This window comes from Sutterella massiliensis, assembly GCF_016899755.1.
GTDB classification, from domain to species: Bacteria; Pseudomonadota; Gammaproteobacteria; order Burkholderiales; family Burkholderiaceae_F; genus Sutterella; species Sutterella massiliensis.
The window spans coordinates 135,714-162,145 of the sequence record NZ_JACJJC010000005.1 but is presented as its reverse complement, the minus strand read 5'-3'; the positions used below and the strand labels follow the sequence as shown (position 1 = coordinate 162,145).

Genomic DNA, 26,432 nt, shown 5'->3' with positions numbered 1-26,432 from the left:
CGGTTCGTTGAATCGAATTTTTAAAGAACTGCTGAACATTTCGTTCAGCGCAGAATTGAAATCATATCGAAATCGATTCTGTTTGTCAAGAGCAATTTCGAAGAATTTTTAAAACCCGTCGTTTTGCGCTTGATCTCGACCGCTCCAGCGAGCGGCGAGGTTGCGTATTCTGCCTACCCGTTCGAAATCTGTCAAGGATAGTTCTACAAAATACGCAATTTCCGAAGTTTTATGTCTTTGCGTCACTGATTCCGAAGTCTGCACGGCTTCAGTATGTCGGGAGGCGCTTGAAAGAACGGGTGCGAACGCTTAGCAAGTACGCAGGGATTGCGCAGATCGTCGGGAGCCAAACGAACGGCCCAAAGAAAATGCCTCTTCTCCCTTTCTTTGGCCGAAAGCTTCTTAACGACGACGCGCGGCGCGCTCGACGAAGCATCCTCGGCACGCCCGCCCTTCCGAGCTTCAACACCCACGTAGCGGCCGTTACCGATATAGAGACCGGCAGCCTCAATCGAGGGCGACGTGCCTGCTTTGCCGCCTCCTTGCCGCGCCCCGGCGGGCTCGCCGAAAAAGAGCATGTCGCCCGCACGGAGCTCCTTAAAGTTTTTGCCGCCCGATAGCGGCGCTCCGAGGTAGGCCGTGCGCTCGAGCGTCGCAGGCAGCACCAGGTCGATCGACGCAAAGGCCGCTCTCAAGAGATCGGCGTCACTCATCTGTCGGCCGACAATCTTTTCGGCATGTGACGCCGCCGCTCCAAGCGCCTTAGCGGGCGTCTCTCTGCGGAATGCCTCCGCCTGGAGCTCAAAGTCGCCTAAAGGCGTCAGATCGCCGGACACCAACCGAGCGGCACGTCCGTCGGGCAGACGCAGTCCTTTGCCGCGCATGTCTCGCAGGTTGAGCGATTCGCCCACAGCCTTTGAAGCAGCCGCTTCACCGCCGGCATCTTGGATTTGGTCGAGCGTCGGATCAAGTGCAAGTACGGTGCCCTCATAGAGGCGGATCTTTTTTGAATAAACGGGCTCGGGCGCCGTCAAACCGATGGACTTACGGGAGGCAACAGCTTCAGGGGCCTCGGCTTCGATCTCGGCCTCTGAAGACGAGACGAAAACGCGTGCTCGTCGGTTCCAAGCCATGAGCGACGTGTCCGTACCGAGAAAGAGACCGTCTGTCGGCGTCCAGCCAATGCGCCCGTCAGGGGCCTGCACAAGCCGCATGTCGCCCGATTCGTTTCGTGCGAGTACGCGTAGCGGCGTTCCCATCACCTCAAAGCCCAAGTGCCGCATCGACTCGTCCACGGTCGGCGCGTGCAGAATGCTGCCGAATTCGGGGCGAACGAGCAGAATGGACGGCGACTTCACCAGCGCCCAAAAGAGGTTCTTGAGCGGCGCTTTTTCGGGAAGGACCCGAATAGTGTTTGCAGGCGCAATGTTCACGCGAAGCAATTCCGGGATCAGCCCCGAGAGGAACGCCTTGTCGCTCACGGCCCCCGTGAGCACAATCCCGTTTCGATTGCCGGGCTGCTGCTCAGCACGCACTTCAAAAACGCTCGTCAGTTCGTCATAGACCGCCTGCGCCCGATAGGCTGCCACTGCTGCGCGGGCTTTTTCAAGCGGCGTCATGTTCTCTTCGACTGTCTGCGCTTGTGTCGTCTGCCCGATTGCAACCGACTGCGGGCCGACGGGCGCTGCTGCGAGAGCGTTTGAAACTGCGCCGCCTGCGATCCCGAGCGCCCAAAGAACGGCAATCGGCAAAATAGCGGCACGATGCGTGCGATCGATCATAGGGGCCTCTTTCTGTATCAATGGGGACGACGCGCGGAGGCGGGCAACACAAGCTTCACGCGTGTGCCGCCGATCGGGCTCGCACGCTCGACGCTCACGTTCGCGCCGATACGCGACGCGCGTTCGGCCATGATGGAGAGCCCCACGTGCTGTCCGCGTCGGGCTTCAACCACCCTCTCGTCGATCCCGATGCCGTCGTCAATGATTTCCACCGTCAGGTCGTCGTCGTTTTCAACGCGCACTTCAACGTGTTCGGCCTGTGCGTGCTTGCGAACATTCGAGAGCGCTTCCTGAATAATGAAAATCACCTGAAGTTTCTGCCGCTCAGTGAGCTCGGCCCCGGGGCCACTCGTCTGCAGACGCACCGAAACGTGCGACTGCCCCTCAAAGCGGTCGATCACGGTTTTCACGCCGTCAATGAAGCCCTCTTTGTGCAGACGTTCGCGGAAGTTGAGAAGGAGTTCGCGAACATCCTCGTAGCATTCCTGCACACCCGTTCGAATGGCCGAGAGCGATTCGTCGCGCAGTTCGTCGTCCTTCTGCTTGATTCCTTCGTCAAGAAGCTGCACCTGGAGATTGAGAAACGAGAGCGCCTGCGCGATCGAATCGTGCAGTCCCTGCGCGAGAAGTTGACGCTCCTGAATGACTGCGAACTGACGATCCCTTTCGATCAGACGCGTGTTTTCGATGGCCGTCCCCAAATGCGTGGAGATGCTCTCAAGCAGCTGTACCGTCTGGCTCGAGAGTTGCGGATCCTTGCGGAATAGGAGCGTATAGATGCCGATGTCGCCCATAGCACTGCGGATCTGGAAGCAGTAGGCGGTCACATAACCCGAACTCGTCAAAAGCTTCGAGAGTCCCGACTCTTCCCGATCAAGATGCACGCAGAGCGGATAGTTCTTCGAGAGCACGCGCTCGCAAAGTCGCCCTTCGATATTTTCGGTCGTGAGGCGCTTCAGAAGTTCGGCGGGCAGCCCGCACGAAGCAACGACGGTGCTGCGCTCGCGCTTCGTGTCGCAAAGCGTGATTGCTGCGCCGTCGGCATCGGTATAGCCGACGATGCGCTCGACAAAGCCTTCCGTCACTTCATCAAAGGTGCGCTGCCGCGAGAAGAAAGCGGTCATTTCGTACAGCTGCGCGAGGTGGCGGTTCTTTTCTTCGACCACCGCCGTCTTTTCGGCCACTTTTTGCTCAAGGTTGTTGTAGAGGTCCTCGAGTCGATCGGCCATGCGATTGAATCCCGTCGTAATGCGGCAGAACTCGTCCTCAGTCTGGGGCACCACGACACGCGCTGCGAGGTCGCCCCCAGAGAGTCGGTTGATGCCTTCGCCGAGCCGGTCTAGCGGGCGAATCACCCACCTGAGAAGGAGCGCGATGATGGTGAAGAGACTCCCGATCGCAAGGACGATAAGAAGAATCTGCAGGTAGCGCAGCTGCCACAGGTATGAGCTGCGATACTGCTCGATCTGATTGGAGAAAGTGGAGATTTCTTCGCCGTATTCGGAGAGGCGCGTGAGGCGAACGGGCTGCGACTTTTCTCTTGCCTGCTCAAAGAGCGGGCGCAGATCGCGCTCCCACTGATAGACCAAGCGGTTGAGCTGCTCCTGAATTTCCGCCGTTTCCGGCACCCTGAGCGGCAGCCAGGGATCGCCCGTCTTGAGGCGATCGAAGTTCTTGCCCACGGCAGCCAATTCCGTATCGAACTCTTTGTCGCTGTAATTGGGCAGCGTGAAAAGGGAGAGTCTGAAGAGGTTGTAGCGGATTTCGGCTGCCGTAAAGCGTCCCGCCGCGCTCGCCTCGAGCTGCCAGTTCAGATACATCGTGTAGCCGACCGAGCAGACGATGAAGCTCACCCACATGAGCGTCAAAAAGAGCAGCCGGGCCGAAAGGCTTTTGAAAAATTTCATCATTGTTGCTTCGGCGCGGCGCCTCTTGCGGCTTTGCTTGAAAGCCGCAAGAGGCCGCACCGCCTCCTCGTCAATCGGTCGTCGCGCAGAGACGGCGGCGCTGCGGGCTAGGGCGCAGCGCCGCTTCCCCTTTAGAGCAGCGTCGGCGTATTCTCGTCAACCACTTCGATCACGAGGCCGCCGTTCTTCGCACTGCCGTCCGAGTCGCCCTCCGGCACATCGGGAAGCGCCTCAAGACGCTCGGCCTTCCAGGACACGTCAAGAACGCGTCCCTTTCGGGCGCGCTTAAAGGTATGCTCGGCAAAGCTGCGGCGGCTCACAAGCGCTTCGCGCGCCTTGCCGCCTCGGCCCGTGCCCTTCACGATCACCCCGCGGTCATCGATCACGACCGCGTCAAGAAGCTTCTCACCCGCATCGAGCTGCATGAGCGTGACGCCCTTGCCGCCCGAAGCGAGCCGGCGGATTTCATCAATGCCGAAAATAAGGAGACGTCCGCCGCTCGAAAGGCAGGCGAGCTTCGTCTTATTCGGACCGACCACGAGTACGTGCGAGAGCGTTTCACCCTCGGAGACCTTCACGAAACTGCGCCCGGCCTTCAGGCGCGTACCGAGGTCGCCGAACGAAGCCACGAGCCCCATGCCGTCGGTCGTTGCAAAAACGACATCCGTGTTGCTCGGGCCGGCAAGATAAGCCACGGGTTCGGCGCCCTTTTCCATTTCGATAAAGGACGAGAGCGGCAACCCGTCGCCTCTTGCCCCGGGAAGATTCGACACCGCAATGCTATAGACACGCCCGGCGTTGTCGATAACGGTGAGGCTGTCGACGGTGCGGCACTCGATCGCGCGATCGAAGCCGTCGCCCATCTTGAAATTCATGAGCGTACAGTCGTGGCCGTGCCCCGTTCTTGCACGCAGGAAGCCCTTCTTCGAAATGACGACCGTTACGGGTTCGTCGGCCACCGTCTGTTCGTGCGTAGCCGTCTGCGCTTCTTCAACGAGCGTGCGGCGATCGTCGCCGAAGGCTTTCGCGGCTTCGTTGATCTCTTTGGCGACCAGACGCTTCAAAGCACCTTCATTGCCGAGTACGCGCTCGAGCTGCGCGCGCTCCTTGCCGAGCTCGGCCAATTCCTTTTCGATCGCGATCGCGGCGAGTCGAGCGAGTTGGCGCAGGCGAATTTCGAGAATATCCTCCGCCTGGCGGTCCGTGAGGCCGAATTCGGCGATGAGCGCGGTCTTGGGTTCGTCGCTCGTTCGGATGATTTCGATTACGCGATCGATATTGAGCAGCACTAGCTGGCGCCCTTCGAGCACGTGAATGCGGTCGAGTACCTTATCGAGACGCGACTTCGAGCGGCGGCGCACCGTTTCGATGCGGAATGTGAGCCACTCGCCGAGAATCTCGAGGAGCGTCTTCTGGCAGGGCTTGCCGTCGATGCCGAGCATGACGAGGTTGACGGGCACGTTCGACTCGAGTTCCGTCTGCGAGAGGAGCATGCTCACGAATTCGTCGCGGTTCGTGCGGCTTGACTTCGGCTCGAAAACGAGGCGAACGGGAACACCGCCGCCCGACTCGTCGCGCACGCGGTCAAGAAGCGCAAGCATCGCGGCCTTGGCCTGCTGCTGCTTGGCAGAAAGCGACTTCTTGTCCTTTTTGACTTTCGGATTCGTAATCGCTTCGATGCGGTCGAGAATGATCTTTGAAGAGGCTGCAGGAGGCAGTTCGTCAACGACAAGCTGCCACTGACCGCGCGCGAGTTCCTCGAAGTGGTAGCGCGCACGAACGCGCAGCTTGCCGCGGCCGCTCGCATAGATATCGCGAATCTCCCGGCGCGACGAGATAATCTGCGCGCCGCAGGGGAAGTCGGGTGCGGGAAGCACCTGCATCACCTCGTCAAGCGTCGCCTCGGGCTTTTCAAGAAGCAGCACCGCTGCCGCGGCCACTTCGCGCAAATTGTGCGAGGGAATTTCCGTAGCCATACCGACGGCGATCCCGGAAGCCCCGTTCAAAAGAACGAAGGGCAGCTTTGCGGGGAGCTCGACGGGTTCCATGAAATTGCCGTCGTAATTGGGTACGAATTCAACAGCCCCCTGATCGAGCTCGTCCAAAAGGAGCTTGGCAATCGGCATCAGACGCGTTTCCGTATAACGCATCGCCGCCTGCGAGTCGCCGTCGCGCGAACCGAAGTTGCCTTCGCCCGCAATGAGCGGGTAGCGCATGGAGAAATCCTGCGCCATGCGAACGAGCGCATCGTAGACGGACTGGTCGCCGTGCGGGTGGTACTTACCGAGCACGTCGCCGACGACACGCGCCGACTTCACGTTCTTGGCGTCCCAGCGAATGCCCATGCGGTCCATATCGACAAGAATGCGGCGCTGCACGGGCTTCTGCCCGTCGGAAACTTCAGGCAATGCGCGGCTCTTGACAACCGACATCGCGTACTCGAGATAGGCCTGCGAGGCGTAGCGGGCAAGCACGAGCGCGCCGTCCTCTTCGGAGTCGCCCGTCATGGCAAGCGACATGGCCGAGTCGCTCTTCGGATCGCTCGAGTCGCTGCCGTCACCCTCGTCGCCATTGCCGCCCAAGTCTTCGTCCTCTGGATCGAGCGCATCTTCAGCGTCGTCCCGAGAGGTATCGGCCGCTTCAGCCGCGCTCTGCGCGGAGGTCGGTCGCTCGTTCGCGTCCGTACGTTCGTCCTCCGAGTCCTCGGGCACCACGACGGCCGCCTCATCTTCGTACACGAGGCCGATGCCGCCCTTGAGATCCGTCTCGCCGAGCGTCTCAAAACCCTCGACCGCGTCCATGTTGTCGAAAAGGCTCGGCCCGTCGGCGAGTCCCGCCTTCTTTTTCGTTCTGCTCATCTTTGCCATTTTTTGTTCTTTTCTTTAGACGTCCGCTTCAACCCGATTGCCGTAGGCTTCCATCCAAAGACGCCGCCCGTTCGACTCGTTGGCAGCCATCAGAAGATTCATGATCGACTGCGTGGCCGCTTCGGCGACGCTGCCGAAAGTGACGGGCAGAAGACGCCGGGTATCGGGATTAAGCGTCGTTTCGGCAAGCTGCTCGGCCTTCATTTCACCCAAGCCCTTGAAGCGCGAAATCTTGAGCTGCTGATCTTCAAAGCCTTCCTTACGCAGCGAATCGAGCGTGCGCTGCAGCTCGCGATCGTCAAGGCAGTAGAGCTTGCGCTCGGCCTTGCGGCCCTTCTTCGGCACATCGACGCGAAAGAGCGGCGGCATTGCGACGTACACGTGGCCGAGCTCGATGAGTTTCGGAAAGTGCTTGAAAAAGAGCGTCAAAAGCAGCACCTGAATGTGTGAGCCGTCGACGTCCGCGTCCGAAAGAATGCAGATCTTGCCGTAGCGCAGCCCCTTGAGATCCGGATCACCCTCTTTGTGATGGGGATCCACGCCGATTGCAAGCGCAATGTCGTGAATCGTATCCGAGCGGAAAAGCTCGTCGGCGCCCACTTCCCAAGTGTTCAGAATCTTGCCTCGCAAAGGCAGCACCGCCTGAAACTCCTTGTCGCGCCCCATTTTCGCGGAGCCGCCCGCCGAGTCGCCTTCGACGATGAAGAGCTCGTTGCGGGAAATGTCGTCGGTTTCGCAGTCGGTGAGCTTGCCGGGCAGCACCGCGACGCTCGATGTTTTCTTCTTCTCGTACTTGGCCGCCTGACGCTGGCGTGACTGCGCCACACTGATGATGTGTTCGGCAAGCTTCTTACCTTCTTCGAGGTGGTCGTTGAGCCAGAACTCGAACTGCGCGCGCACGAAGCTGCTGACGAGCTTGAGCGTGTCGCGGCTCGTAAGCTTTTCCTTCGTCTGTCCCTGGAACTGCGGATCGAGCGCTTTGGTCGAAAGGATGAAGTTCGCGCGCCCGAAAACGTCTTCGGCGAGCACTTTCACGCCCTTGGTCTGCAGGCCGTGCGCATCCATGAAGGCACGCATCGCCTGAAAGAGCCCATCCTTCAAACCCGATTCGTGCGTGCCGCCCTGCGGCGTCGGAATGAGGTTCACGTAGCTCTCACGCGTGAGCGGCCCTTCGGTCGTCCAAGCGACGACCCAGCTCGCGCCCTCGCCCTTGGCGTAACCTTCAAAATCGTCGTCGGCATAGCCCGAAGCCTCGAAGGGTTCGATGAGGGGATCGGCCTTAAGCTCCGTCATCAGATATTCCTTGAGGCCGCCCTCGTACTTCCAGTGCTCCTCAACGCCGCGCTTGACGTTTCGATAGTCGACTTCGCATCCCGGCAGCAACACGGCCTTCGAGCGCAGGAGCCGCACGAGAGAGGCTTCGGGAATTTCGGCGCTGTCGAAATACTTCGGGTCCGGATACACGCGAACGCGCGTGCCGGTCTGCGACTTTGGGCGCGGACTTTTGCGAACCGAAAGCGGCTCTGCGACAAAGCCGTCGCGAAAACCGATCGTCGACTCTTCACCGTCGCGCCAAACGGTAACGACGAGGTGCGTCGAAAGCGCGTTCGTCACCGAAACGCCCACACCGTGGAGCCCACCCGCAAAAGAGTACGGTCCCGAGCCGTCGGACTTGGCGAATTTGCCGCCCGCATGCAAGCGCGTAAAGACGAGTTCGACAACGGGGACCTGTTCCTCGGGGTGCAGTCCCGTCGGGATCCCTCGGCCGTTGTCTTCGACGGTGATGGCGCCGTCCTCCTCGACCGTGACGCTGATGCGCGTACCGAAACCCGCAAGCACTTCGTCGCTCGCGTTGTCGATCACTTCCTGAATGATGTGCAGCGGATTGTCCGTAAGTGTGTACATACCCGGACGCTGCTTGACAGGCTCGAGACCCTTGAGCACCCGAATGGAATTGACGCCGTAACTGTCTGCCTTGTTCGATTTCACTGCCATCTGTTTAAACCGCACATGAATTCGCGCCGCGCGCGAATTGTTCTGCCCGCACGAACGCTCTGCCCAAAGGCGAAAGACGCGCGCACGCGCGAGCGGGCGTCCGGTCTTCTCTCTGCACTGCCGGTACGCCTAACCCTAAAAAAATCAATGCGAGGCATTGTATCAGCCGCTTCGCTCGACGCCGTCATTCGAACTTTGTTCGGGCACACGACGCAGCGTGCTGCGCGTGCGCCGCAAGTCGGCTAAAAATTTCCGTTTCTTGAAAATACTCCGCAGGGGTAAAATTTTTTTTCTTCACCACCGACCACTACAGAACAAAAAGGTAACGGACAAAATGGGCAAGCTCTACATGGGTTTTGACGCCGGCACGCAAAGCGTGAAGGTTGCCGTCTACGACGAAAACTTCTCTTTGGTCGCCTCGCATGCGCTGCCGACCCAAATCGATTATCCGCAGCCGGGCTGGGTGCAGATGGACGTCGACAACTATCTCGACAATTGCGTCGAATGCATGCGTCTTGTCGTCGAGGATCTGCGCTCGCTCGGACGCGACCCGGCAGAAGTCGCCGCTATCATGGGCGACGGCATCATCTGCGGCATCGTCGGTATCGACGAAAATGCCCGTCCGATCACCCCGTACATCAACTACCTCGACAGCCGCACGATGCCGGACGTTGAAGCGCTCAACGCCCAAAAGCTCGACATCTGGGGCCGCGAAACCGGCAACCCTGAAGCTTCGCCCATGTTCCCGGCTATGTTTGCGCGCTGGTTCCTCAAGAATTCGCCCGCTTTCGTCGAAAAAGGGGTGAAGTTTGTGCATAACGCCCCCTACATCCTCATGAATCTCGCAGGCCTCAAGGCCGAAGACGCGTTCATCGACTGGGGCGCGATGTCGGGCTGGGGGCTCGGCTTTGACGTCAAGGCAAAGCGCTGGTCCAAAGCGCAGCTCGACATTCTCGGCATCGACGAAAAATACATGCCCCGCATTCTCAAGCCCTGGGATATTGTGGGCGGCCTTTGCGACGCTTTTGCCGAAAAGACGGGCCTTGCCGCCGGCACGCCGATACTTGCGGGCGCCGGCGACACGATGCAGTCGATGCTCGGTTCGGGCGTCTTCGAAGCCGGCCAAGGCGTCGATGTTGCGGGTACCTGCGCGATGTTCTGCGTATCGACGAACGGCATCATCCCCGAGCTCTCCAAACCCGGCATGGGCCTCATCTTCAATTCGGGCACGCTTCCGGATACCTATTTCTACTGGGGCACGGTCCGTACGGGCGGACTCGCGCTGCGCTGGTTCAAGGACAACGTGGCCTTGAAGCCGGGCGAAAGCGCCTACTACGGGCAGCTGAGCGAAGGCGCGGCGAAAGTACCTGCGGGCTCCAACGGCGTGCTCTTTTTGCCGTACCTCACCGGCGGCTCCGGCGACGAGAAAAACGCGAGCGGGTGCTTCCTCAACATGACGATGGACGACGACCAGTACGTCATGTGGCGTGCAGTGCTCGAAGGCATCGGCTACGACTACATGGGGGTCGCCGACCAGTACCGCGGCGCCGGTGTGCCGCTCAACCGAATCACCGTCACCGAAGGCGGCAGCCGCGACGAGCTCTGGAATCAGATCAAGGCCAATATGCTCGACGCCGAAGTGATCCGATACCGCAATGCAGGGGGCGCCGTGCTCACGAACTGCGTGTTCGGCGCCTGGGCAACGGGAAGCATCAACGACGTGAAGGCGGCACTCGCGCGCGTTATTGAAGAGAACGGCCGCTACGCGCCCGATGCCGAGCTCTCGAAGCGCTACCGCGCGCTTTACGAAAGCCGTACGACGCTCGTCAAGCACGATCTGCGTGAAGCGTTCGACCGGCTCGTAGCAATGCGCGAGCGCTAAGAACCGACAAGCCCCAAGCCTGATTGACAAAGACTTTTCGAGCGCGGATGCCCCTTGCGGCATTCGCGCTCTTTTTGTACGCGCAACCGACCACAAAGCGCATGAGTGCGGCCGCCGGTAGAGCAGAGAAAAAAATCGGGACCGCTCGAACGTACCTCATCGGCACGTTTTTGCGGTCCCGTTGGACTTCAAAGAAGGCGCAACGCTTTAGAGAGGCGCTTCTTCTTTTTCAGCATCCTTCGTGAAGTTAGGCTTGAGCACTTCAACGCCGAGCGCCTTTTCAAGCGCTTCGAGGTAGCCCATGCGATCGGCTTCGCCGTAGATCGAGGTGAGCTCACGCTGCAGACCGGCGAGCTCCTGCTCGTGAGCAGGATGCTTCTTCGCTTCGGAGATGTAGCTGATGATGTAGGCGCCGCCATCGACCTGCTTGCCGATGTAGGCGGGCAACTTGGTGTCCGGATGGCTCACTTCGGCATTCACGAGTGCTTCGGGCTGGCCCTTGGGATCGCGGCGCGACACCCAGGTTTCGGCCGAGAAGCCGTCCAGATTCTTCGATTCGCGAACTTCGGCGAGCTTGGCCTGACCGACTTCAAGCGCCTTGGCCGTAGCCTTCTGGAGCTTGAGCGTTTCGATGATGCTGGCGCGAACTTTTTCGAACGGTTCTTCGTGCGTCGGCTGATAGTCGAGCACGCGGGCCGCTACGAGCGTATTGGCGCGAACTTCCATCGCGGACGAGTTCTGCTTTTCCTTGAGGCACTCGGAGCCGAAGAGCGCTTCAACGACCTGGTCGTTGATGATGCTGCGCAGTTCGGGATCCTTGACGCCTTCGCGCGTAACGAAGTCGACCGTTTCAAGCTTGAGGCCGAACTTCTCAGCGGCGGGCTCAAGCGTGTCGGCCTGTTCGTAAACGATGTTCGTGAACTCTTCGGCCTTTTCCGAGAAGAGGCGGATCGACATCTGTTCGACGTATTCGCGCTCGATCTCGGTCTTCACGGCTTCATAGGGCTTGACGGCGCTTTCCTGAACGTCGGTGACGTAAATGATGTGGTAGCCGAACTCCGTTTCAATCGGACCGACGATGTCGCCCTTCTTGGCGGCGAAGACCGCATCTTCAAAAGGCTTGGTCATCATGCCGCGGCCGAAGTAGGAAAGGTCGCCGCCCGCAGCGGCGCTGCCCGGGTCGGCCGAGTTCTTTTCGGCGAGTTCGGCGAACTTCGTCGGATCAGCCTTGGCTTCGGCCATGAGTTCCTCGGCCTTCTTCCGCGAAGCCGCCTTGTCGTTGCCGAATTCGATCAGGATGTGGCTCGCACGGCGCTGCTCGGGCGTCGTCCAGCGGTTCTTGTTCTGTTCGTAATAGGCCTTCAGGTCGTCGGGGTTCACATTGACGTTGCGGAAATTCTCGGGGGAAAGAACAACGTACTGCGCCTTAACGTGCTCGGGCGAGAGGAACGACTGCTTGTTGGCGTCGTAGTAGGCCTTGGCTTCTTCGTCCGTCACCGTCATCTGATCGACATAATCGGTGGCGTTGACGATGTACGTGCGCACGAGGCGCTCCTCGGTCAGGATTTCATGCATCTGCTGCACGATCGCCTTGGGCACGGGATAGGTAGCAGCGACACCCGCCACAAGCGCTTCCTTGGCGAGATCGCGCTGGACTTCGGCAACAAACTGCTGGTCGCTCTTGCCTTGCGACTGCAGGAACTGAGCATAGAGTTCGGGCGAGAACTTTCCGTTCTGCATCAGGCCTTCGGCGCTCTTGATGAGCGCAATCGCGTCGGCTTCGCTTACGGCGATGTAGTTTTTCGCAATCGTCTGCGTAACGGCCGCATCGTCCATCAGCATGCGCAGGATGTCTTCGCGGGCCTGTTCGTTTTCGAGCATGTTGGCGCGGAAAGCGTCGCCCAATTGCTGACGCAGCCGCTCAAGCTGCTGGCGCTTGGCGTTGTCGAACATTTCCGGCGTGATCGCCACTTCGCCGACCTTGACGATGGCGTTGTCGGACGAGTCGATCATTCGGTTGTAGGAATAGATCCCGGTAACAACGAAACTCGGGATGATCAGCACCATGGCGATGAACATCAGCCAACGCTTGTGCTCGCGGAATGCCTGAAGCATGTGCGTTCCTTTCCTCGACGCCCTTTCGCCCTGCGAAGCGAAAGAAGCATGTGATTGCAAGTCTTGTAATTCTTCAACAGATTCTGCCGACAGATAAAGAAAAAGGCGAACCGCACGGTTCGCCTTTCTCAAAAATCTCTGGCGGAGTGGACGGGACTCGAACCCGCGACCCCCGGCGTGACAGGCCGGTATTCTAACCAACTGAACTACCACTCCGCGCTTAGCACAAACTGTCAAGGCTTAAACCAGGTTCGAATTCTACCGAACTTCCCGACGCTTCAGTTGACGATCTTTCGCTCATCAAGCAGTTGGCGGAGTGGACGGGACTCGAACCCGCGACCCCCGGCGTGACAGGCCGGTATTCTAACCAACTGAACTACCACTCCGCGCTTAGCACAAACTGTCAAGGCTTAAACCAGGTTCGAATTCTACCGAACTTCCCGACGCTTCAGTTGACGATCTTTCGCTCATCAAGCAGTTGGCGGAGTGGACGGGACTCGAACCCGCGACCCCCGGCGTGACAGGCCGGTATTCTAACCAACTGAACTACCACTCCACGAAGAGTCAGGCGTTTCAGCCTAGAGGGTGAATTATACAGAAGTTCTGAAAATTTGCAAGAACTTTTTTTATTCACCCTTCGCTTCAAGAAACTGGCGGAGTGGACGGGACTCGAACCCGCGACCCCCGGCGTGACAGGCCGGTATTCTAACCAACTGAACTACCACTCCGCTTATCGCTTGAAGCAACCCGCTCGGAAGCGGGTTCCGCCGTCCGTCATATTCGGCGGCAGAAGGCGAATTATACGGATGTCGTCGAAGAAATCAAGACCTTTGTGAAAAAAAAATTGAATTTTCTTTTCAATTGCAGCGTCAGGCTCCGTAAACAAGGATACTCGACGCTATTTCGAGCGCACTCACCAGCTCGAGCGTCTGCGGCTCGGGCGTCTGTCAATTGCTTCGGCGCGACTTCAAAAACAACTAAATAAAAAGCCCCGACAGTAAGTACTGCAGGGGCACGACGACTCAACACGCAAACGCATTTTAGCGATAACTTGTTGAATTTTTTGAATTTTGGTGGGTGATGAGAGACTCGAACTCCCGACCCTCGCCGTGTAAAGGCGGTGCTCTACCAACTGAGCTAATCACCCCTGATGCGCACTCGCCCTTGAACGAAGCAACGCAAGAGAGTGGATTTTATCAGAAGAATGCGCAGTAATGCAAGAAAATTTGAGCCCGATTCGCTTTTCGCGACTCGGGCTCAAATTCAAGGTGCAATGAAGCGCACAGCGCTGCTTCAGCTCGCTGTGGGCGCAAGCGCCTCACTCGAGCGATTCGCCGTCTGCATGGCGGGCGGAACGAGCGTCATGGCATCCTTGCCTTCGATCGCTGCCGAGGCTTCAAGCGCGACGGGCTGGCGCACAAGCGCGCGCTCGAGCACCTCCTCGATCTTGCGAACGGGTACGATTTCCAGTCCCTTGAGCGTGTCCTCGCCGATTTCGGTGAGGTCCTTCATGTTCTCTTCGGGAATGAGAACCGTGCGAACGTTCCCGCGAAGCGCCGCAAGGAGCTTTTCCTTGAGACCGCCGATTGCAAGCACTTCGCCGCGCAGCGTGATTTCCCCCGTCATCGCGACGTCGGAACGAACCGGAATCTGCGTGAGCGCGGAGACCATGGCCGTAACGATGGCCGCACCGGCAGACGGGCCGTCCTTCGGGATGGCGCCTTCGGGGAAATGAATGTGCCAGTCCGTCGTCGAGAAGACGTCGGACTTGAGGCCGAGCTGCGAAGCACGGGCGCGAACAACCGAACGGGCCGCTTCCACGCTTTCCTTCATCACATCGCCGAGCATGCCCGTGCGCAGAACCTGCCCCTTACCCGGGAAGGCGACCGCTTCAATCGTGAGGATGTCGCCGCCCACTTCGGACCACGACAACCCGTTGACGATGCCGACCTGCGGCTCGCGCTGCGCAACCGTGATGCTGTAGCGGCGAACGCCGAGGTACTTGTCGACGTTCTTTTCCGTCACAACGACAGGCAGCTCAGGCTTGCCCTTTTCGTTCTCTTCGAGCTCGGTAAGCACGATCTTTCGCAGAATCTTGCCGATCGAGCGCTCGAGGCCGCGAACGCCGGCTTCACGCGTGTAGTAGCGAATGATTTCGCGAACAGCCCCTTCGGTCACGGTGACTTCGTTGTCCTTGACGCCGTTGGCGCGCATCTGCTTGGGCACGAGGTGGCGTTCGGCAATGTGCACCTTTTCGTCCTCGGTGTAGCCAGAAAGCGAAATGACTTCCATGCGGTCGAGAAGCGCGGGCGGGATGTTGTAGCTGTTCGACGTGGCGATGAAGAGCACGTCCGAGAGGTCATACTCGCACTCGACGTAATGGTCTTCGAACGCGTTGTTCTGCTCGGGGTCGAGCACCTCAAGGAGCGCCGCGGCAGGGTCTCCGCGAACGTTCGAACCGATTTTGTCGATTTCGTCCAAAAGGAAGAGCGGATTGCGAACGCCGGCCTTCACGAGGTGCTTGATCACCTGCCCGGGCATGGCGCCCACGTAGGTGCGGCGATGACCGCGGATTTCCGCCTCGTCGGAAACGCCGCCCAGAGCCATGCGCACGTACTCGCGGTTCGTCGCTCGAGCGATCGAGCGGCCGAGCGAGGTCTTGCCGACGCCCGGTCCACCGACAAGGCAGAGGATTGGCGACTTCACCTTGCCGACGCGCTTTTGCACGGCGAGGTATTCAAGGATGCGCTCCTTCACCTTTTCGAGGCCCCAGTGATCCTCGTCGAGCACTTTGCGGGCGCGAGCGATGTTCTGGTTGACGCGGCTCTTCTTCGTCCAGGGAATGTCGAGCAGCGTGTCGACGTAGCTGCGAACAACCGCAGCTTCCGAACTTGCCGAGGGCATCATGCGAAGGCGCTTCAATTCCGTCAAGGCCGCCTCCTCGGCCGCCTTGGGCATCTTGGCTTCCTTCACCTTCTTTTCAAGCGCGGCGATCTCGTCGTCTTCACCTTCCCCTTCGCCGTCAAGGCCCAATTCCTTGCGGATGGCCTTCATCTGCTCATTGAGGTAGTACTCGCGCTGATTCTTCTCCATCTGGCCCTTGACGCGCATCTGAATGCGCTTTTCGATCTGACCGCTCTGGAGCTCGCGCTCGAGCGCTTCGATCAGAATCTCAAAGCGTTCGTTCGGCTTCGTCGAGCCGACGAAGCGAATGCGCTCTTCCGTCGAGAGGGGCACAACGGAGGCGGCGATGTCGCAGGCCTTAACCGCATCGCGCTCGGCGCGGATGGGCTTGAGGTGCTCGAGCGACATCTTCTTGACGTTCTGCGCGTAGTCCTCAAGGGTACGCATCAGCGTGCGGCGATACGCTTCGAGGTCACCCGCTTCGCACGGTTCGGTCTTGAGAATCTCGGCAGAGGCTTTGTAGTAGATGCCCGTGCGGTCAAAGGTGCTCACGCGGCAACGATCCGTGCCATGCATAAGCGCCTTCACCGAGCCGTCGGGCAGGCGCAGGAGCTGGTCGATTTCGCCCACGACGCCTACATCCCAAAAGTCTTCGGGCTTCGGATCGTCAACGGACTTATCGCGCTGCGTCACGAGGATGATCCGTCCGCCGAAACTCTGCAGCGACGCCTCTGCGGCCTTAACGGACATCGGGCGCGACATGAAGATGGTCGTCATGGCGTGCGGCCCGACAACCATGTCGCGAAGCGGAATGACCGGGTAAGGACCGGCCAGTTCCGGCGCATTGCTGTTCGCAAGAGTGTTCTCGTTGGTCAAAGCTCAATATCCAAAAAAAATTACGTCAGTAACCCTTATATGGGGGCTATCCCGTGTGTTTCAAGCCGTTCCTGCCGATTTAGCGCACGTTTTTGCCTACTTCGCCGAATCGGCGCGGCATACAGCCCCCGCTTCGGGTGCAGCCCTTGAGGCGCAGCCGCCCGCTCAGGCTTTGCGGACGATTTCGAGCGGCCCGGTCTTTTCGACTGCGGCAGCCGTCACGATCACCTTTTCGACGTCCTTTTCGCTCGGAATTTCGAACATCGTATCGAGAAGCACGTCTTCCATGATCGAGCGCAGGCCGCGCGCGCCGGTCTTGCGTTCGATGGCGCGCTTGGCAACGGCCTTGAGCGCGTCTTCGGTGAATTCGAGTTCGACGTCTTCCATGCCGAAAAGCGCCTGGTACTGACGCACGATCGCGTTCTTGGGCTTGGTCAGAATCTCGATGAGCGCCTTCTCGTCGAGCTCTTCGAGCACGGCGATGACAGGCAAGCGACCGACAAGTTCGGGAATGAGGCCGTACTTGACGAGGTCGGCGGGCTCAATCTGACTGAATAGACGCGTCAGATCCGCATCGCTCTTGCCGACAACCGTACCGTTGAAGCCGATTTCGCTCTTCTCGGTGCGATGGCGCACGATGCGCTCCATCCCGTCGAAAGCGCCGCCGCAGATGAAAAGAATCTGCGAAGTGTCGACTTCCATCATGGGCTTGCCGGGGTTCTTGCGGCCGCCCTTGACGGGCATCGAGGCGATCGTTCCTTCAACGAGCTTCAAGAGCGCCTGCTGCACGCCTTCGCCGGAAACGTCGCGCGTAATGGAGGGATTCTCCGACTTGCGGGCGATCTTGTCGATTTCATCAAGGTAGATGATCCCGCGCTGTGCGCGTTCGATATCGCCGTCGGCTGCCTGAACGAGCTTGGCGACGATATTTTCAACGTCTTCGCCCACATAGCCGGCTTCGGTCAAAGTCGTCGCATCGGCGATCGCGAAAGGCACGTCAAGACCGCGCGCGAGCGTCTGCGCGAGCAGCGTTTTGCCTGAGCCCGTCGGCCCGATCAGAAGAACGTTCGACTTCTGCAGTTCGACGGCGCTCGCTGCTTCGTCCTTCTTGGCATCACGGCTTCTGAGACGTTTGTAGTGGTTGTAGACCGCCACGGAAAGCGTACGCTTGGCGCGCTCCTGACCGATCACGTAGCCGTCAAGAAGCTCGTAGAGCTCCTTAGGCGTCGGCAGCGGCTTTTCAGCCTGCGCCTGCGGCGCATTCGCGTCGGCGGGCGCGGCATCGGGGTTGCCGTCAAGGTCGGCGGCCATCGCTCGAATGCATTCGTCGCAGAGGAGCTCGCCGTTTAAACCCTGAAAGAGCGCCTTGCAGTCGGATTCCGGGCGCCCGCAAAAGGCGCAGTAGCGTTTTGAATTCATAAACATTCCAATCTTCTTCGACCTAGCCGAGGGGCTCTGCCCCGGCTAGGGCTTCGGGCATCTCAATGATGCGGCAGCGCTTTACTTCGCAGCGGCCTCGTCGCGGCTAACGAGCACGCGGTCGATCAGACCGTACTCAAGCGCTTCCTGCGCGCTCATGAAGTTGTCGCGATCCGTATCACGGACGAGTTCTTCGTAGCTGCGGCCGGTAAAGCCCGCCATCATTTCGTTCATCTGACGCTTGATGAGCGTGAGCTGGCGCGCACGAATTTCCACGTCGCTTGCCTGACCCTCGGCGCCGCCGAGCGGCTGATGAATCATGATGCGCGAATGCGGCAGCGCAAAGCGCTTGCCCTTGGCGCCGCCCGCAAGCAGGAAGGCACCCATGGAGGCGGCCATGCCCATGCAGATCGTGCTCACATTCGGTCGGATGAACTGCATCGTGTCGTAGATCGCCATGCCGGCCGACACCGAGCCGCCCGGGCTGTTGATGTATAGCGAGATGTCCTTGTCGGGATCTTCGCTTTCAAGGAAGAGCAGCTGCGCGACGATGAGCGAAGCCGTCTGGTCGTTCACTTCCGAATTGAGAAAAACAATTCGATCGCGCAAGAGTCTCGAGTAAATGTCGAAGCTGCGTTCGCCGCGACCGGAACTTTCAATAACGATGGGCACTAAAGACATGTTGTTTCTTCTTTATTTGGCGCGGCAGCGGCGCCGGGCAAAGCCGGCGGCTTCATCCGTGCTCTTTCGGTTTTTCGGTCGAAGCATTATGACCAAAGACGCGCACGCCTGCACGATTCGCGCCCGCAAGAAACCGAAACGCCTGCCAAGCCGCTAGGCTCGAGCAGGCGCTTGCGATCGCATTCTTTAACGGATGCGCACGGCACTAAGCCGGTGCACCCGCGTGCCGCAGCGAAATTCTCAGCGGAATTCGCGCCTGCGGCACAAGGCGTCCGAATTAGAACTGGCCGGACATGACCTTGTCGAATTCGACTTCGACGTCTTCGGTCTGGGCCTTGCCGAGGATGAATTCGGCAACGTTTTCTTCGCGAATGCGGGCAACGAGGTTGGCGCGGGAGGCCTGGTCGTTGAGGATGTGCTTGACGACTTCAGCGGGCTCTTCGTAAGCAGCCGCGAGCGTTTCGGCCATCTTCTGCATCTGTTCGTTCGTCGGGGCGAGCTTTTCTTCGGCGATCAGGTTGTCGACGAAGAGACCGAGACGAACCTGCTTTTCAGCTTCGGGCTTGAAGACGTCGATCGGCAGATCCTTGAAGGCGTCGGCCTTGGCGCCGCGGGCAACGAACTGCTGCACGTAGGCGTTGGCAACGCTGCGGGCCTGGTCTTCAACGAGCACCTGCGGCACGGCGTAGGTGAGCGTGTTGTTGAGGAGTTCGAAGATTTCGGCCTTGTTCTTGTTTTCGATGCGGGCGGCGACTTCACGCTCGAGGTTGAGCTTGACTTCTTCGCGCATCTTTTCAACGCCTTCGATGCCGAGGCTTTCGGCAAATTCATCGTTGAGTTCCGGATAGGTCGGCGCTTCGACCTTGAGGACTTCCACGTCGAACTCAACGGAAGCACCGTTGAGGTCCTTGTGACCGTAGTCTTCCGGGAACGTGAGCGGGAAGGTCTTCTTTTCGCCGGCCTTCATGCCGCGAACGGCGTCTTCGAATTCGGGGAGCATGCGGCCCTGACCGAGAACGAAGGCGTAGTCTTCGGCGGTGCCGCCTTCAAAGGCGACGCCTTCCTTCATGCCCTTGAAGTTGAGCGTGACGCGGTCTTCGTCCTGAGCGGCACGGCCTTCTTCAACGTTGAAGGTGACGCGCTGCTTGCGCATCACTTCGATCGTCTTTTCGACGGCGGCTTCGTCAACCTTGCAGCCGTAGCGCTTGAGGCTGAGCGTCGTGAAGTCGACCTTCTGGATTTCGGGCATGACTTCGAACTTGGCCTTGAAGGTCATGAATTCCTTGTCTTCGGTCGGAACGGCATCGATCGAGGGAGCGCCGACGATCTGCTGCTTGGATTCGCGGGCGGCTTCAACCCAAGCGCGGCCGACGAGTTCATTGACGGCTTCATTGAAGGCTTCGGCGCCGTACATCATGCGAACTCGGTTCATCGGAACGTGGCCGCGACGGAAGCCGGGCATACGGGCGTTCTTGGCGTAGCGCTTGAGGTGCTGTTCGGCAAGCTTTTCCACGTCGGCAGCAGCCACCTTGAGTTCGAGCGAGTGCTCGAGCGGGTTGACGGCGGCGTTCGTTTCGACGACGGGCGAGGCCGCTTCGGCCTGCGTCTGTTCAACAGCCTGTTCCTGGGTCTGTTCGATCTTTTCTTCGGTCATTTCGAGTTCTTTGCAAAAAAATCGAGCCTCTTCGGGATCAGCCGTCAATTGACGCGCTTAAAGCCGAAAGCGTGCTCGATAGCGGTGGAAACATGCTTCCCGTGCGAGGCGCCGGAAAGCGAGCGGCTGCCGATTCGAGATCGAGCCGCCCGTCTGAAAATCTGTCCTTTTTCTTCGCTTTGCCCCCGAAGCGCAAAGCGCTCGGAATGCCAAAGCCGAATTCGAAGCTTCGCATTATAACGAAGAAGCCCGCCGATGCGCATTGCCTGTTTTCGCTAAACTTGCGCTCGGCTTGGAAAATTTTTGTTTGCCAGAACCGTTTTTCGCACTGTTTTCTCCGCATGCTTCTCACTCGTCATCGCACTTTGTTTACCCGCTCGATTTTGATCTCGACGGCCGTTGTCCTGCTCGGCGCCTGCGCCGTGGGCGATCGCACGAACGCCCCCGAGACCGGTCTTTCACACGACACGCATGCGGCGAGTACAGAAGAGCAACGCTTCAACGCAGAGGTCGAACGCATTGGCGAGCGCATGCGCGCCGCTTGCGTCTCCCCCAAGTACAAGCCCTACTTTGCCAAAACGGCCTGCCTGCCCGCCGGCATTACGGACGTCATGATGCGCGACCGCACCAAAATCACCGCCGCACAGAAAAAGGCCGCTCAGGACGTTTTCGATCTCACGCATACGCTGAGCGAAGAGATGCGCAGCTTCATGATCTCGACGGGACAGCCCGACCTCATTGAGCAGGCAGAGGCGTCGCGCCGAGAGGTCGACCCCCTGATCGAGAACCTCCAAAAAGCACTTTTGGCGGGCCGCATCACTTGGGGCGAATACAACACGCAGCGCCGCACGCTCTGGCTGCGCGAAAGCGGCGAGGAAGCGAAAACGCAAGAAGAGGTCACTCGAAACTAAAATCTCGCTTTGATCGCACTCAAGCAGACAAAAATTCACTTTTTTTGTCCGCTTGACGGGGCAACACGGCACTTTTCCGCTACAATGCGCCACTCCTGCGCGAGTGGCGAAATTGGTAGACGCACCAGGTTTAGGTCCTGACGCTTCACGGCGTGCCGGTTCAAATCCGGCCTCGCGCACCACAGACAACGGCTTCACGGCGAGCGAGCTGCTCCTCGAGACAGAAGCGAAAAAGGCACGTTTGCTTTCGGCGTTACGCCGAGAGAACGTGCCTTTCTTTTTAAGAGCGTCGGGCACACGCCTCAGGCGGCGCTACCAACGCGGGAAGGCGGCGCAGCACTTGCCGCGCCGCTTTCACATATCGTGCTTGGCGATTTATTCGGTCTTCTTCTGCGTGCCGTCAGCCTCTTGCGCATGACGACCGCAGCAGCAGCCTTCACCGTCCTCGTGGTCGTGTTCATGACCGTGGCCGCAGCAGCACTCGCCTTCATGGTCGCGGTGATGGTGACCGCAGCCGCATTCACTTTCGTGCGAATGCGCGTGATCGTGCCCGCAGCAGCAACCTTCACCGTGTTCATGCTTGTGTTCATCGCCATGACCGCCGCAGCAGCACTCGCCTTCGTGGTCGTGGTGATGATGACCGCAGCCGCATTCGCCTTCATGCGAATGCGCGTGATCGTGCCCGCAGCAGCAGCCTTCACCGTGTTCGTGCTTGTGTTCATCGCCGTGACCGCCGCAGCAGCACTCGCCTTCGTGGTCGTGGTGATGATGACCGCAGCCGCATTCGCCTTCATGCGAATGCGCGTGATCGTGCCCGCAGCAGCAGCCTTCACCGTGTTCGTGCTTGTGTTCATCGCCGTGATCGCCGCAGCAGCACTCGCCTTCGTGGTCGTGGTGATGATGGTGACCGCAGCCGCATTCGCCTTCATGATCGTGATGATGGCCACAGCCGCACTCGTGATCATGATGATGGTGGTGGCCGCAACCGCAGCCGCCGCCGTGATGGCCGCAGCCGCAGCCCGATTCAACAAACTGAATCGGATCGAAAGGCGCTTCGACAGGGGTCACGGTGAGCCCCACCATACCGAGCATCTGCGCAAGATTCGGCAGCGGCAACACGGCGAACCCGTCGGGCGCCTGCGCGACGCGCACGCCGCGGTTGATGAGCGCCGCAACGGCTTCACGCATCACATCGATATCGCCCGTCACATGCAGAATCTGTTCGACGGCAGGCTGTACGACCCAGAAAGCACCCGCATCGTCTACAAAGACATCGCCCACTTCGAGCGGGCGCATTTCTTCGACCGCAACGCTCACTTCACCGGCAGCGGTGGTGATCGTCTTGGGGCACTCGGCGCGCTCGGCAGAAGTAAGCACGAGGCCGCCGGCTCGCTCGAGGATGATCTTCGCGGGCGCAGCACCCGGCGGGAGAAGCTTCGTTAACGTGGTCATTTCGAAATTCCTTCGAAAAAGAAAAAATCGGATCGGAGCGAACGGTACGCTTCGCGTCGGGTAAGCCGCTCCGACAGAGGTGTTATCCATTCTAAGCGGCCTTCGAGCGCCTTTTGCGTACCTTTTTTACTACCGGATGACGGCGGCAAGCGCGTCCGACAAGCGGTCGACAGCGACGATTTCAAGACCGTCAATCGGCTGTTTGGGCGCATTGGCGCGCGGAATCACGGCGCGCGAGAAACCAAGTTTGGCCGCCTCTCGAAGACGCTCCTGCCCTCTTGGCGCGGGACGGATTTCGCCGGCGAGCCCCACTTCGCCGAAGACGACAAGTCCGGGCGAAAGGGGCTTGTTGCGAAAGCTTGAATGAATCGCCACGAGAACCGCGAGATCGGCTGCCGTTTCGGAGATCTTCACGCCGCCAACGGCATTGACGAAAACATCCTGATCAAAGAGCGCGACGCCCGCGTGACGGTGAAGCACCGCGAGAAGCATTGCAAGGCGCTGCGTATCGACGCCAACCGACAGACGCCTTGGCGTCGGCAGATGCGACTGATCGACGAGCGCCTGCACTTCGACAAGAATCGGACGCGTACCTTCCTGCGTCACGAGCACGGTCGAGCCCGGAATATTGGATTTGTATTCGGAGAGAAAGATCGCCGAAGGATTCGTCACACCGCGCAACCCGTGATCGGTCATCGCAAAGACGCCGAGCTCGTTCACGGCGCCGAAGCGATTCTTGAAGGCGCGCACGAGTCGGAAGTTCGAGTGCGTGTCACCCTCGAAATAAAGCACCGTGTCGACGATGTGTTCGAGAATGCGGGGGCCGGCAAGCGCACCCTCTTTGGTGACGTGCCCGACGAAAAAGAGCGTGACGCCGTAGGTCTTGGCGATACGCGTCAAGCGCGCCGCGCACTCCCGCACTTGTGAAACGGAGCCCGGCGCACTGTCGAGCTCTCCAGAAAAAAGCGTCTGAATCGAGTCGATCACGACGAAGGCGGGCTTTTCTTTGATGATGACGGCTTCGATATGTTCGAGTTCGATTTCGCTCATGAGCCGCATACCTTCAAGCGGCAACTGCAGGCGCTGCGCGCGCAGCGCAATCTGCGAGGCGCTCTCTTCGCCCGAGACGTATAGCGACGGAATACCGAGCGCGACGAGCCGCGCCATGACCTGAATGAGAAGCGTCGACTTGCCGATCCCTGGATCGCCGCCAATGAGCGCCACGCCCCCGCGCACGAGACCGCCGCCCATGACTCGGTCGAATTCCGAGAGCCCCGTAACGATGCGCGGCGCTTCCTCGATGCTTACCTCGGCTAGGTTCTGCACGGCGCCGGTCGTGTCGACAAAGCCGCGCGACGAACGGACATCGCGCGCGTCGCTCGAGTAGCGGGAGGCGGCGCCCTTTGTCGTCACCTTGAATTCCTGCAACGTATTCCACGCCTTGCAGTGCGGACACTGCCCGTGCCACTTGGCGGTCGTACCGCCGCACTCGGAGCAGACGAATTCGACGCGGTCTCGCTTAGCCATCGGCGTGCTCGCTCGTCCGGTCTGCCTCGCTTTCGTTCACGCGCACGGGTACGCGTCGCGCAAGCGCGCAAAGGAGCTCGTAGCCGATCGTGCCGCAGGCGGCAGCCACTTTGTTGACCGAAAGATTCTTCCCCCAGAGCTCCACCTCGGAGCCAAGCGCGGCCTTCGGGATGTCCGTGACGTCGATTTCGAGCATGTCCATCGAGACAGCCCCCGCAAGCGGCGCGATCTGCCCTTCAACCCAGACAGGGGCGCCGTCGGGCATCGACCGAGGATAGCCGTCGGCGTAGCCGCAGGCGACAACCGCGATGCGCGAAGGACGCTTGGCGATCCAGCGCGAACCGTAGCCCACGGCTTCGCCGGCCGCGATTTCCTGAATCGCGATGATTTTCGCCTTGAGACTCATCGCCGGAACGATGCCGAGCTCTTCGGAGGAAATGTGGCTGTCGGGACTCACGCCGTAAAGGGCAATCCCGCCGCGCACGGCGCAGCCGCCCACTTCCGGGTGAAAAAGAATGCCGGCGGAATTGGCCATGCAGGCTGCGGTCGCGCTGTGAGCGAGCCGTCCCATGCGGCTCAGCTGCTTTTCGACCGAAGCGGGCTTCTGCGCCGAGTAGGAGGGTTCGGCATTGGCAAAGTGCGTTACGACTCCCATGACGCGCACACCCTTGATGGCCGTGAGCTGGTCGTAGACGGTATTGACTTCAACGGGGAGGAACCCCAGGCGGTTCATGCCGGAATTGACCTTGATGTGGCAGCGAACGTCTTCGAGCTTGGCGCGGCGCAAAATCTCAATCTGCCAGGGCGAATGAATGATCGTTTCGACCTTGAGGCGCTGCAGCGGTTCGATGTCGGAGGCGTCGAAAAACCCTTCGAGAAGAAGAATGCGCCGCGTCCAGCCGGCATTGCGAGCCCGTTCAGCGTCGCAGAGGTCGATCGTGGCGAGCCCGTCGGCATCGGCAAAAGCCTTCACGGCATTTTCAAGTCCGTGCCCGTAGGCATTGGCCTTGACAACTGCCCAGACGTCGCGCCCGGCGGCGCATTCGCGAATGCGAGCGAGATTGTGCTTCAGGGCATTGAGATCGATTTCGGCATAAATGGGACGCGACATGGCGTACGCTTTCTCCTTCCGAGGACGGCGCGCCGTCGCTTTCCGACGAGCTGCCGCATGTGTGTTCTTGTTGGTGTGCGAGCGCTCGAGCCGCCGAACGTCCGCCGGAGGCCGTTTATCTTACTCGCTTGCCGCACGGCCTATGCCGTCGACTCGCTCCCCAAAAAGTCTCGGCCTGTTACAGGTTCGGCATCAGGCAGCGGGAAGCGGCAGTGCACTCGCGCGCACGAAACGCCCGAGCTCGGGCTTTCTCGCCAAGAGTTCGGGAAGCCAATCGGTCTCAAAGCGCGTCCGAAACACCCGAGCCGCTTCCAGGGCAAGCGCTCGAAAGCGCTGCGCGCCGGCAGCTGCCCAAAGCGTTTTTTCGATCGAAACGGCACCGATCGAGTGTACGGAAACGCGATCGAGCGCATGCCGCACGCACCAGAGGCTCGTGGGCGGCAAAATCGTCCAGCCGAACCCGGCCGACACGGCGCTTGCCACGGCTTGGGTGTTTTCGAGCGAGATCGCGTCGTGCGGCGCCACCCCGAGCATGCGCAGCATGCCTTGCGAACGGCACCAGTCGAGCGACTCGTGCCGATAGGACACAAAGGGGAGCCGCAGCCGCTCGAGCAAAACCTCGACAGGCAGAAAGTCTTTCGCGGCAGCGGCCTTCGGACACACGATGAGATAGTCCTCGCACATGAGTTCGAACGCGATCAGCCGGCGGTCCGCCGGAATGTCGGGGGCCACCACGACGTCCAGACGCCCTTTGCCAAAGTCGTCGAGCACTTTCGGAATGAGGCCGCCCGAAGCCTCAAAGGCGTCCACGCGCGGAATAAGCGCCGCTTCGAGCGCAGCCGATGCGTAGCTGCCCGCCACTTCCGTGATGCCGAAGCGAAGCGAGCGCACTTCGCCCGCGCGCAAGCCTTCAACGGCCTCGAGAAAGCGCTCCGCCTCTTCAAGCAGACCGACAGCAAGCTTAAAGACCTCGCGACCTTGGGAAGTGAGTTCCGCCGGCCGGCTTGTTCGATCGAAAAGCGTAAGTCCGAGCTGCGCCTCGAGTCGTTCGATCGTTTGCGAGACGGCCGACTGCGTGAGACCGAGCACCTTCGCAGTCTCCGAAAACGTCCCGGCGCGCACAGCCTGACTGAAAACAGCGAGATGCGCGGGCTGCAGCGCACGCAGGTCGCCGTACGATCGAATGGGTCGTGCGGGTGCCTTCGCCGCTTGACCTTGTTCGCGCGCCTCAACCGCGATCGGTGCCCCGCCTCTCTTGCCGTCCGTACGCAGCTCCTTCTTCACTTTGCGCTTCCATCATTATTCATTACGAAAAATCATAAGGAAGTCTAATGAAGAACACATCGAAAG

General features: G+C 59.8%; 15 protein-coding genes and 6 tRNA genes. 4 read left to right on the top strand and 17 right to left on the bottom strand.

The window, feature by feature from the left end; translation table 11 throughout:
* Positions 1-242: 242 nt before the first annotated feature.
* From H6A60_RS04920 to H6A60_RS04905, 4 genes are all read right to left on the bottom strand, one after another.
* Positions 243-1,781: an NlpC/P60 family protein gene (locus H6A60_RS04920; RefSeq protein WP_205102286.1), complete on the bottom strand. Its 1,539-nt coding sequence runs from the start codon at positions 1,779-1,781 to the stop codon at positions 243-245.
* A 17-nt stretch (positions 1,782-1,798) separates the two neighbouring features.
* Positions 1,799-3,691 (bottom strand): ATP-binding protein, encoded by a 1,893-nt coding sequence (locus tag H6A60_RS04915; protein ID WP_205102285.1) that lies wholly within the window; start codon positions 3,689-3,691, stop codon positions 1,799-1,801.
* A 128-nt stretch (positions 3,692-3,819) separates the two neighbouring features.
* Complete coding sequence (gene parC / locus H6A60_RS04910; RefSeq protein ID WP_239477598.1) at positions 3,820-6,207, bottom strand: DNA topoisomerase IV subunit A; 2,388 nt, start codon at positions 6,205-6,207, stop codon at positions 3,820-3,822.
* A 363-nt stretch (positions 6,208-6,570) separates the two neighbouring features.
* The gene (locus tag H6A60_RS04905; protein WP_205102284.1) at positions 6,571-8,550 is read right to left on the bottom strand and encodes a DNA topoisomerase IV subunit B; all 1,980 of its coding nucleotides are present in this window, start codon (positions 8,548-8,550) and stop codon (positions 6,571-6,573) included.
* 334 nt (positions 8,551-8,884) lie between these two features.
* Here H6A60_RS04905 and H6A60_RS04900 point away from each other — a divergent pair, with 334 nt between their 5' ends.
* Positions 8,885-10,432, top strand: coding sequence for an FGGY-family carbohydrate kinase (locus H6A60_RS04900; RefSeq protein WP_205102283.1), 1,548 nt, complete (start codon positions 8,885-8,887; stop codon positions 10,430-10,432).
* Between the two features lie 207 nt (positions 10,433-10,639).
* Here H6A60_RS04900 and H6A60_RS04895 read toward each other — a convergent pair whose 3' ends face one another.
* From H6A60_RS04895 to tig, 10 genes are all read right to left on the bottom strand, one after another.
* Positions 10,640-12,547 carry a SurA N-terminal domain-containing protein gene (locus H6A60_RS04895; protein ID WP_205102282.1) on the bottom strand — a complete coding sequence of 636 codons (1,908 nt, stop codon included), beginning with the start codon at positions 12,545-12,547 and terminating at the stop codon, positions 10,640-10,642.
* A gap of 139 nt (positions 12,548-12,686) precedes the next feature.
* Positions 12,687-12,763: transfer RNA gene (locus tag H6A60_RS04890), tRNA-Asp, on the bottom strand.
* Positions 12,764-12,856: 93 nt separating this feature from the next.
* Positions 12,857-12,933, bottom strand: a tRNA-Asp gene (locus tag H6A60_RS04885).
* Positions 12,934-13,026: 93 nt separating this feature from the next.
* Positions 13,027-13,103, bottom strand: a tRNA-Asp gene (locus H6A60_RS04880).
* 95 nt (positions 13,104-13,198) lie between these two features.
* A tRNA-Asp gene (locus tag H6A60_RS04875) sits at positions 13,199-13,275 on the bottom strand.
* 343 nt (positions 13,276-13,618) lie between these two features.
* Positions 13,619-13,694: transfer RNA gene (locus H6A60_RS04870), tRNA-Val, on the bottom strand.
* Between the two features lie 146 nt (positions 13,695-13,840).
* Positions 13,841-16,249 (bottom strand): endopeptidase La, encoded by a 2,409-nt coding sequence (lon, locus tag H6A60_RS04865; protein WP_205102298.1) that lies wholly within the window; start codon positions 16,247-16,249, stop codon positions 13,841-13,843.
* A 243-nt stretch (positions 16,250-16,492) separates the two neighbouring features.
* Entirely contained in the window at positions 16,493-17,746 is a 1,254-nt protein-coding gene (clpX, locus tag H6A60_RS04860) for an ATP-dependent Clp protease ATP-binding subunit ClpX (protein ID WP_275114214.1), read from the bottom strand.
* Positions 17,747-17,827: 81 nt separating this feature from the next.
* Positions 17,828-18,427: an ATP-dependent Clp endopeptidase proteolytic subunit ClpP gene (gene clpP, locus H6A60_RS04855; RefSeq protein WP_205102280.1), complete on the bottom strand. Its 600-nt coding sequence runs from the start codon at positions 18,425-18,427 to the stop codon at positions 17,828-17,830.
* A gap of 277 nt (positions 18,428-18,704) precedes the next feature.
* Complete coding sequence (tig, locus tag H6A60_RS04850; protein WP_205102279.1) at positions 18,705-20,081, bottom strand: trigger factor; 1,377 nt, start codon at positions 20,079-20,081, stop codon at positions 18,705-18,707.
* Between the two features lie 341 nt (positions 20,082-20,422).
* Here tig and H6A60_RS04845 point away from each other — a divergent pair, with 341 nt between their 5' ends.
* From H6A60_RS04845 to H6A60_RS04835, 3 genes are all read left to right on the top strand, one after another.
* Positions 20,423-20,992, top strand: a complete 570-nt coding sequence (locus H6A60_RS04845; protein WP_205102278.1) for a hypothetical protein — start codon at positions 20,423-20,425, stop codon at positions 20,990-20,992.
* Between the two features lie 97 nt (positions 20,993-21,089).
* Positions 21,090-21,174, top strand: a tRNA-Leu gene (locus H6A60_RS04840).
* 232 nt (positions 21,175-21,406) lie between these two features.
* Positions 21,407-22,435 carry a hypothetical protein gene (locus H6A60_RS04835; protein ID WP_205102277.1) on the top strand — a complete coding sequence of 343 codons (1,029 nt, stop codon included), beginning with the start codon at positions 21,407-21,409 and terminating at the stop codon, positions 22,433-22,435.
* A gap of 138 nt (positions 22,436-22,573) precedes the next feature.
* Here the strand turns inward: H6A60_RS04835 and radA are convergent, their stop codons facing one another.
* The 3 genes from radA to H6A60_RS04820 all read right to left on the bottom strand — a co-directional run bounded on the left by radA (position 22,574) and on the right by H6A60_RS04820 (position 26,366).
* On the bottom strand, positions 22,574-23,971 hold the full coding sequence (gene radA / locus H6A60_RS04830; RefSeq protein ID WP_205102276.1) for a DNA repair protein RadA: 1,398 nt from the start codon (positions 23,969-23,971) through the stop codon (positions 22,574-22,576).
* Positions 23,964-25,082, bottom strand: a complete 1,119-nt coding sequence (alr, locus tag H6A60_RS04825; RefSeq protein WP_205102275.1) for an alanine racemase — start codon at positions 25,080-25,082, stop codon at positions 23,964-23,966. The genes radA and alr overlap by 8 nt, the downstream gene beginning before the upstream one ends.
* Before the next feature lie 192 nt (positions 25,083-25,274).
* Complete coding sequence (locus H6A60_RS04820) at positions 25,275-26,366, bottom strand: LysR family transcriptional regulator (RefSeq protein ID WP_205102274.1); 1,092 nt, start codon at positions 26,364-26,366, stop codon at positions 25,275-25,277.
* Between the last annotated feature and the right edge of the window lie 66 nt (positions 26,367-26,432).

What these genes read in the sequence shown, in the direction of transcription:
- H6A60_RS04920 (WP_205102286.1), bottom strand. Translation starts at nt 1,781, where the DNA reads ATGATCGATCGCACGCATCGTGCCGCTATTTTGCCGATTGCCGTTCTT.
- H6A60_RS04915 (WP_205102285.1), bottom strand. Translation starts at nt 3,691, where the DNA reads ATGATGAAATTTTTCAAAAGCCTTTCGGCCCGGCTGCTCTTTTTGACG.
- parC (WP_239477598.1), bottom strand. Translation starts at nt 6,207, where the DNA reads ATGTCGCTTGCCATGACGGGCGACTCCGAAGAGGACGGCGCGCTCGTG.
- H6A60_RS04905 (WP_205102284.1), bottom strand. Translation starts at nt 8,550, where the DNA reads ATGGCAGTGAAATCGAACAAGGCAGACAGTTACGGCGTCAATTCCATT.
- H6A60_RS04900 (WP_205102283.1), top strand. Translation starts at nt 8,885, where the DNA reads ATGGGCAAGCTCTACATGGGTTTTGACGCCGGCACGCAAAGCGTGAAG.
- H6A60_RS04895 (WP_205102282.1), bottom strand. Translation starts at nt 12,547, where the DNA reads ATGCTTCAGGCATTCCGCGAGCACAAGCGTTGGCTGATGTTCATCGCC.
- lon (WP_205102298.1), bottom strand. Translation starts at nt 16,249, where the DNA reads ATGGTTGTCGGGCCGCACGCCATGACGACCATCTTCATGTCGCGCCCG.
- clpX (WP_275114214.1), bottom strand. Translation starts at nt 17,746, where the DNA reads ATGAATTCAAAACGCTACTGCGCCTTTTGCGGGCGCCCGGAATCCGAC.
- clpP (WP_205102280.1), bottom strand. Translation starts at nt 18,427, where the DNA reads ATGTCTTTAGTGCCCATCGTTATTGAAAGTTCCGGTCGCGGCGAACGC.
- tig (WP_205102279.1), bottom strand. Translation starts at nt 20,081, where the DNA reads ATGACCGAAGAAAAGATCGAACAGACCCAGGAACAGGCTGTTGAACAG.
- H6A60_RS04845 (WP_205102278.1), top strand. Translation starts at nt 20,423, where the DNA reads ATGCTTCTCACTCGTCATCGCACTTTGTTTACCCGCTCGATTTTGATC.
- H6A60_RS04835 (WP_205102277.1), top strand. Translation starts at nt 21,407, where the DNA reads ATGACGACCGCAGCAGCAGCCTTCACCGTCCTCGTGGTCGTGTTCATG.
- radA (WP_205102276.1), bottom strand. Translation starts at nt 23,971, where the DNA reads ATGGCTAAGCGAGACCGCGTCGAATTCGTCTGCTCCGAGTGCGGCGGT.
- alr (WP_205102275.1), bottom strand. Translation starts at nt 25,082, where the DNA reads ATGTCGCGTCCCATTTATGCCGAAATCGATCTCAATGCCCTGAAGCAC.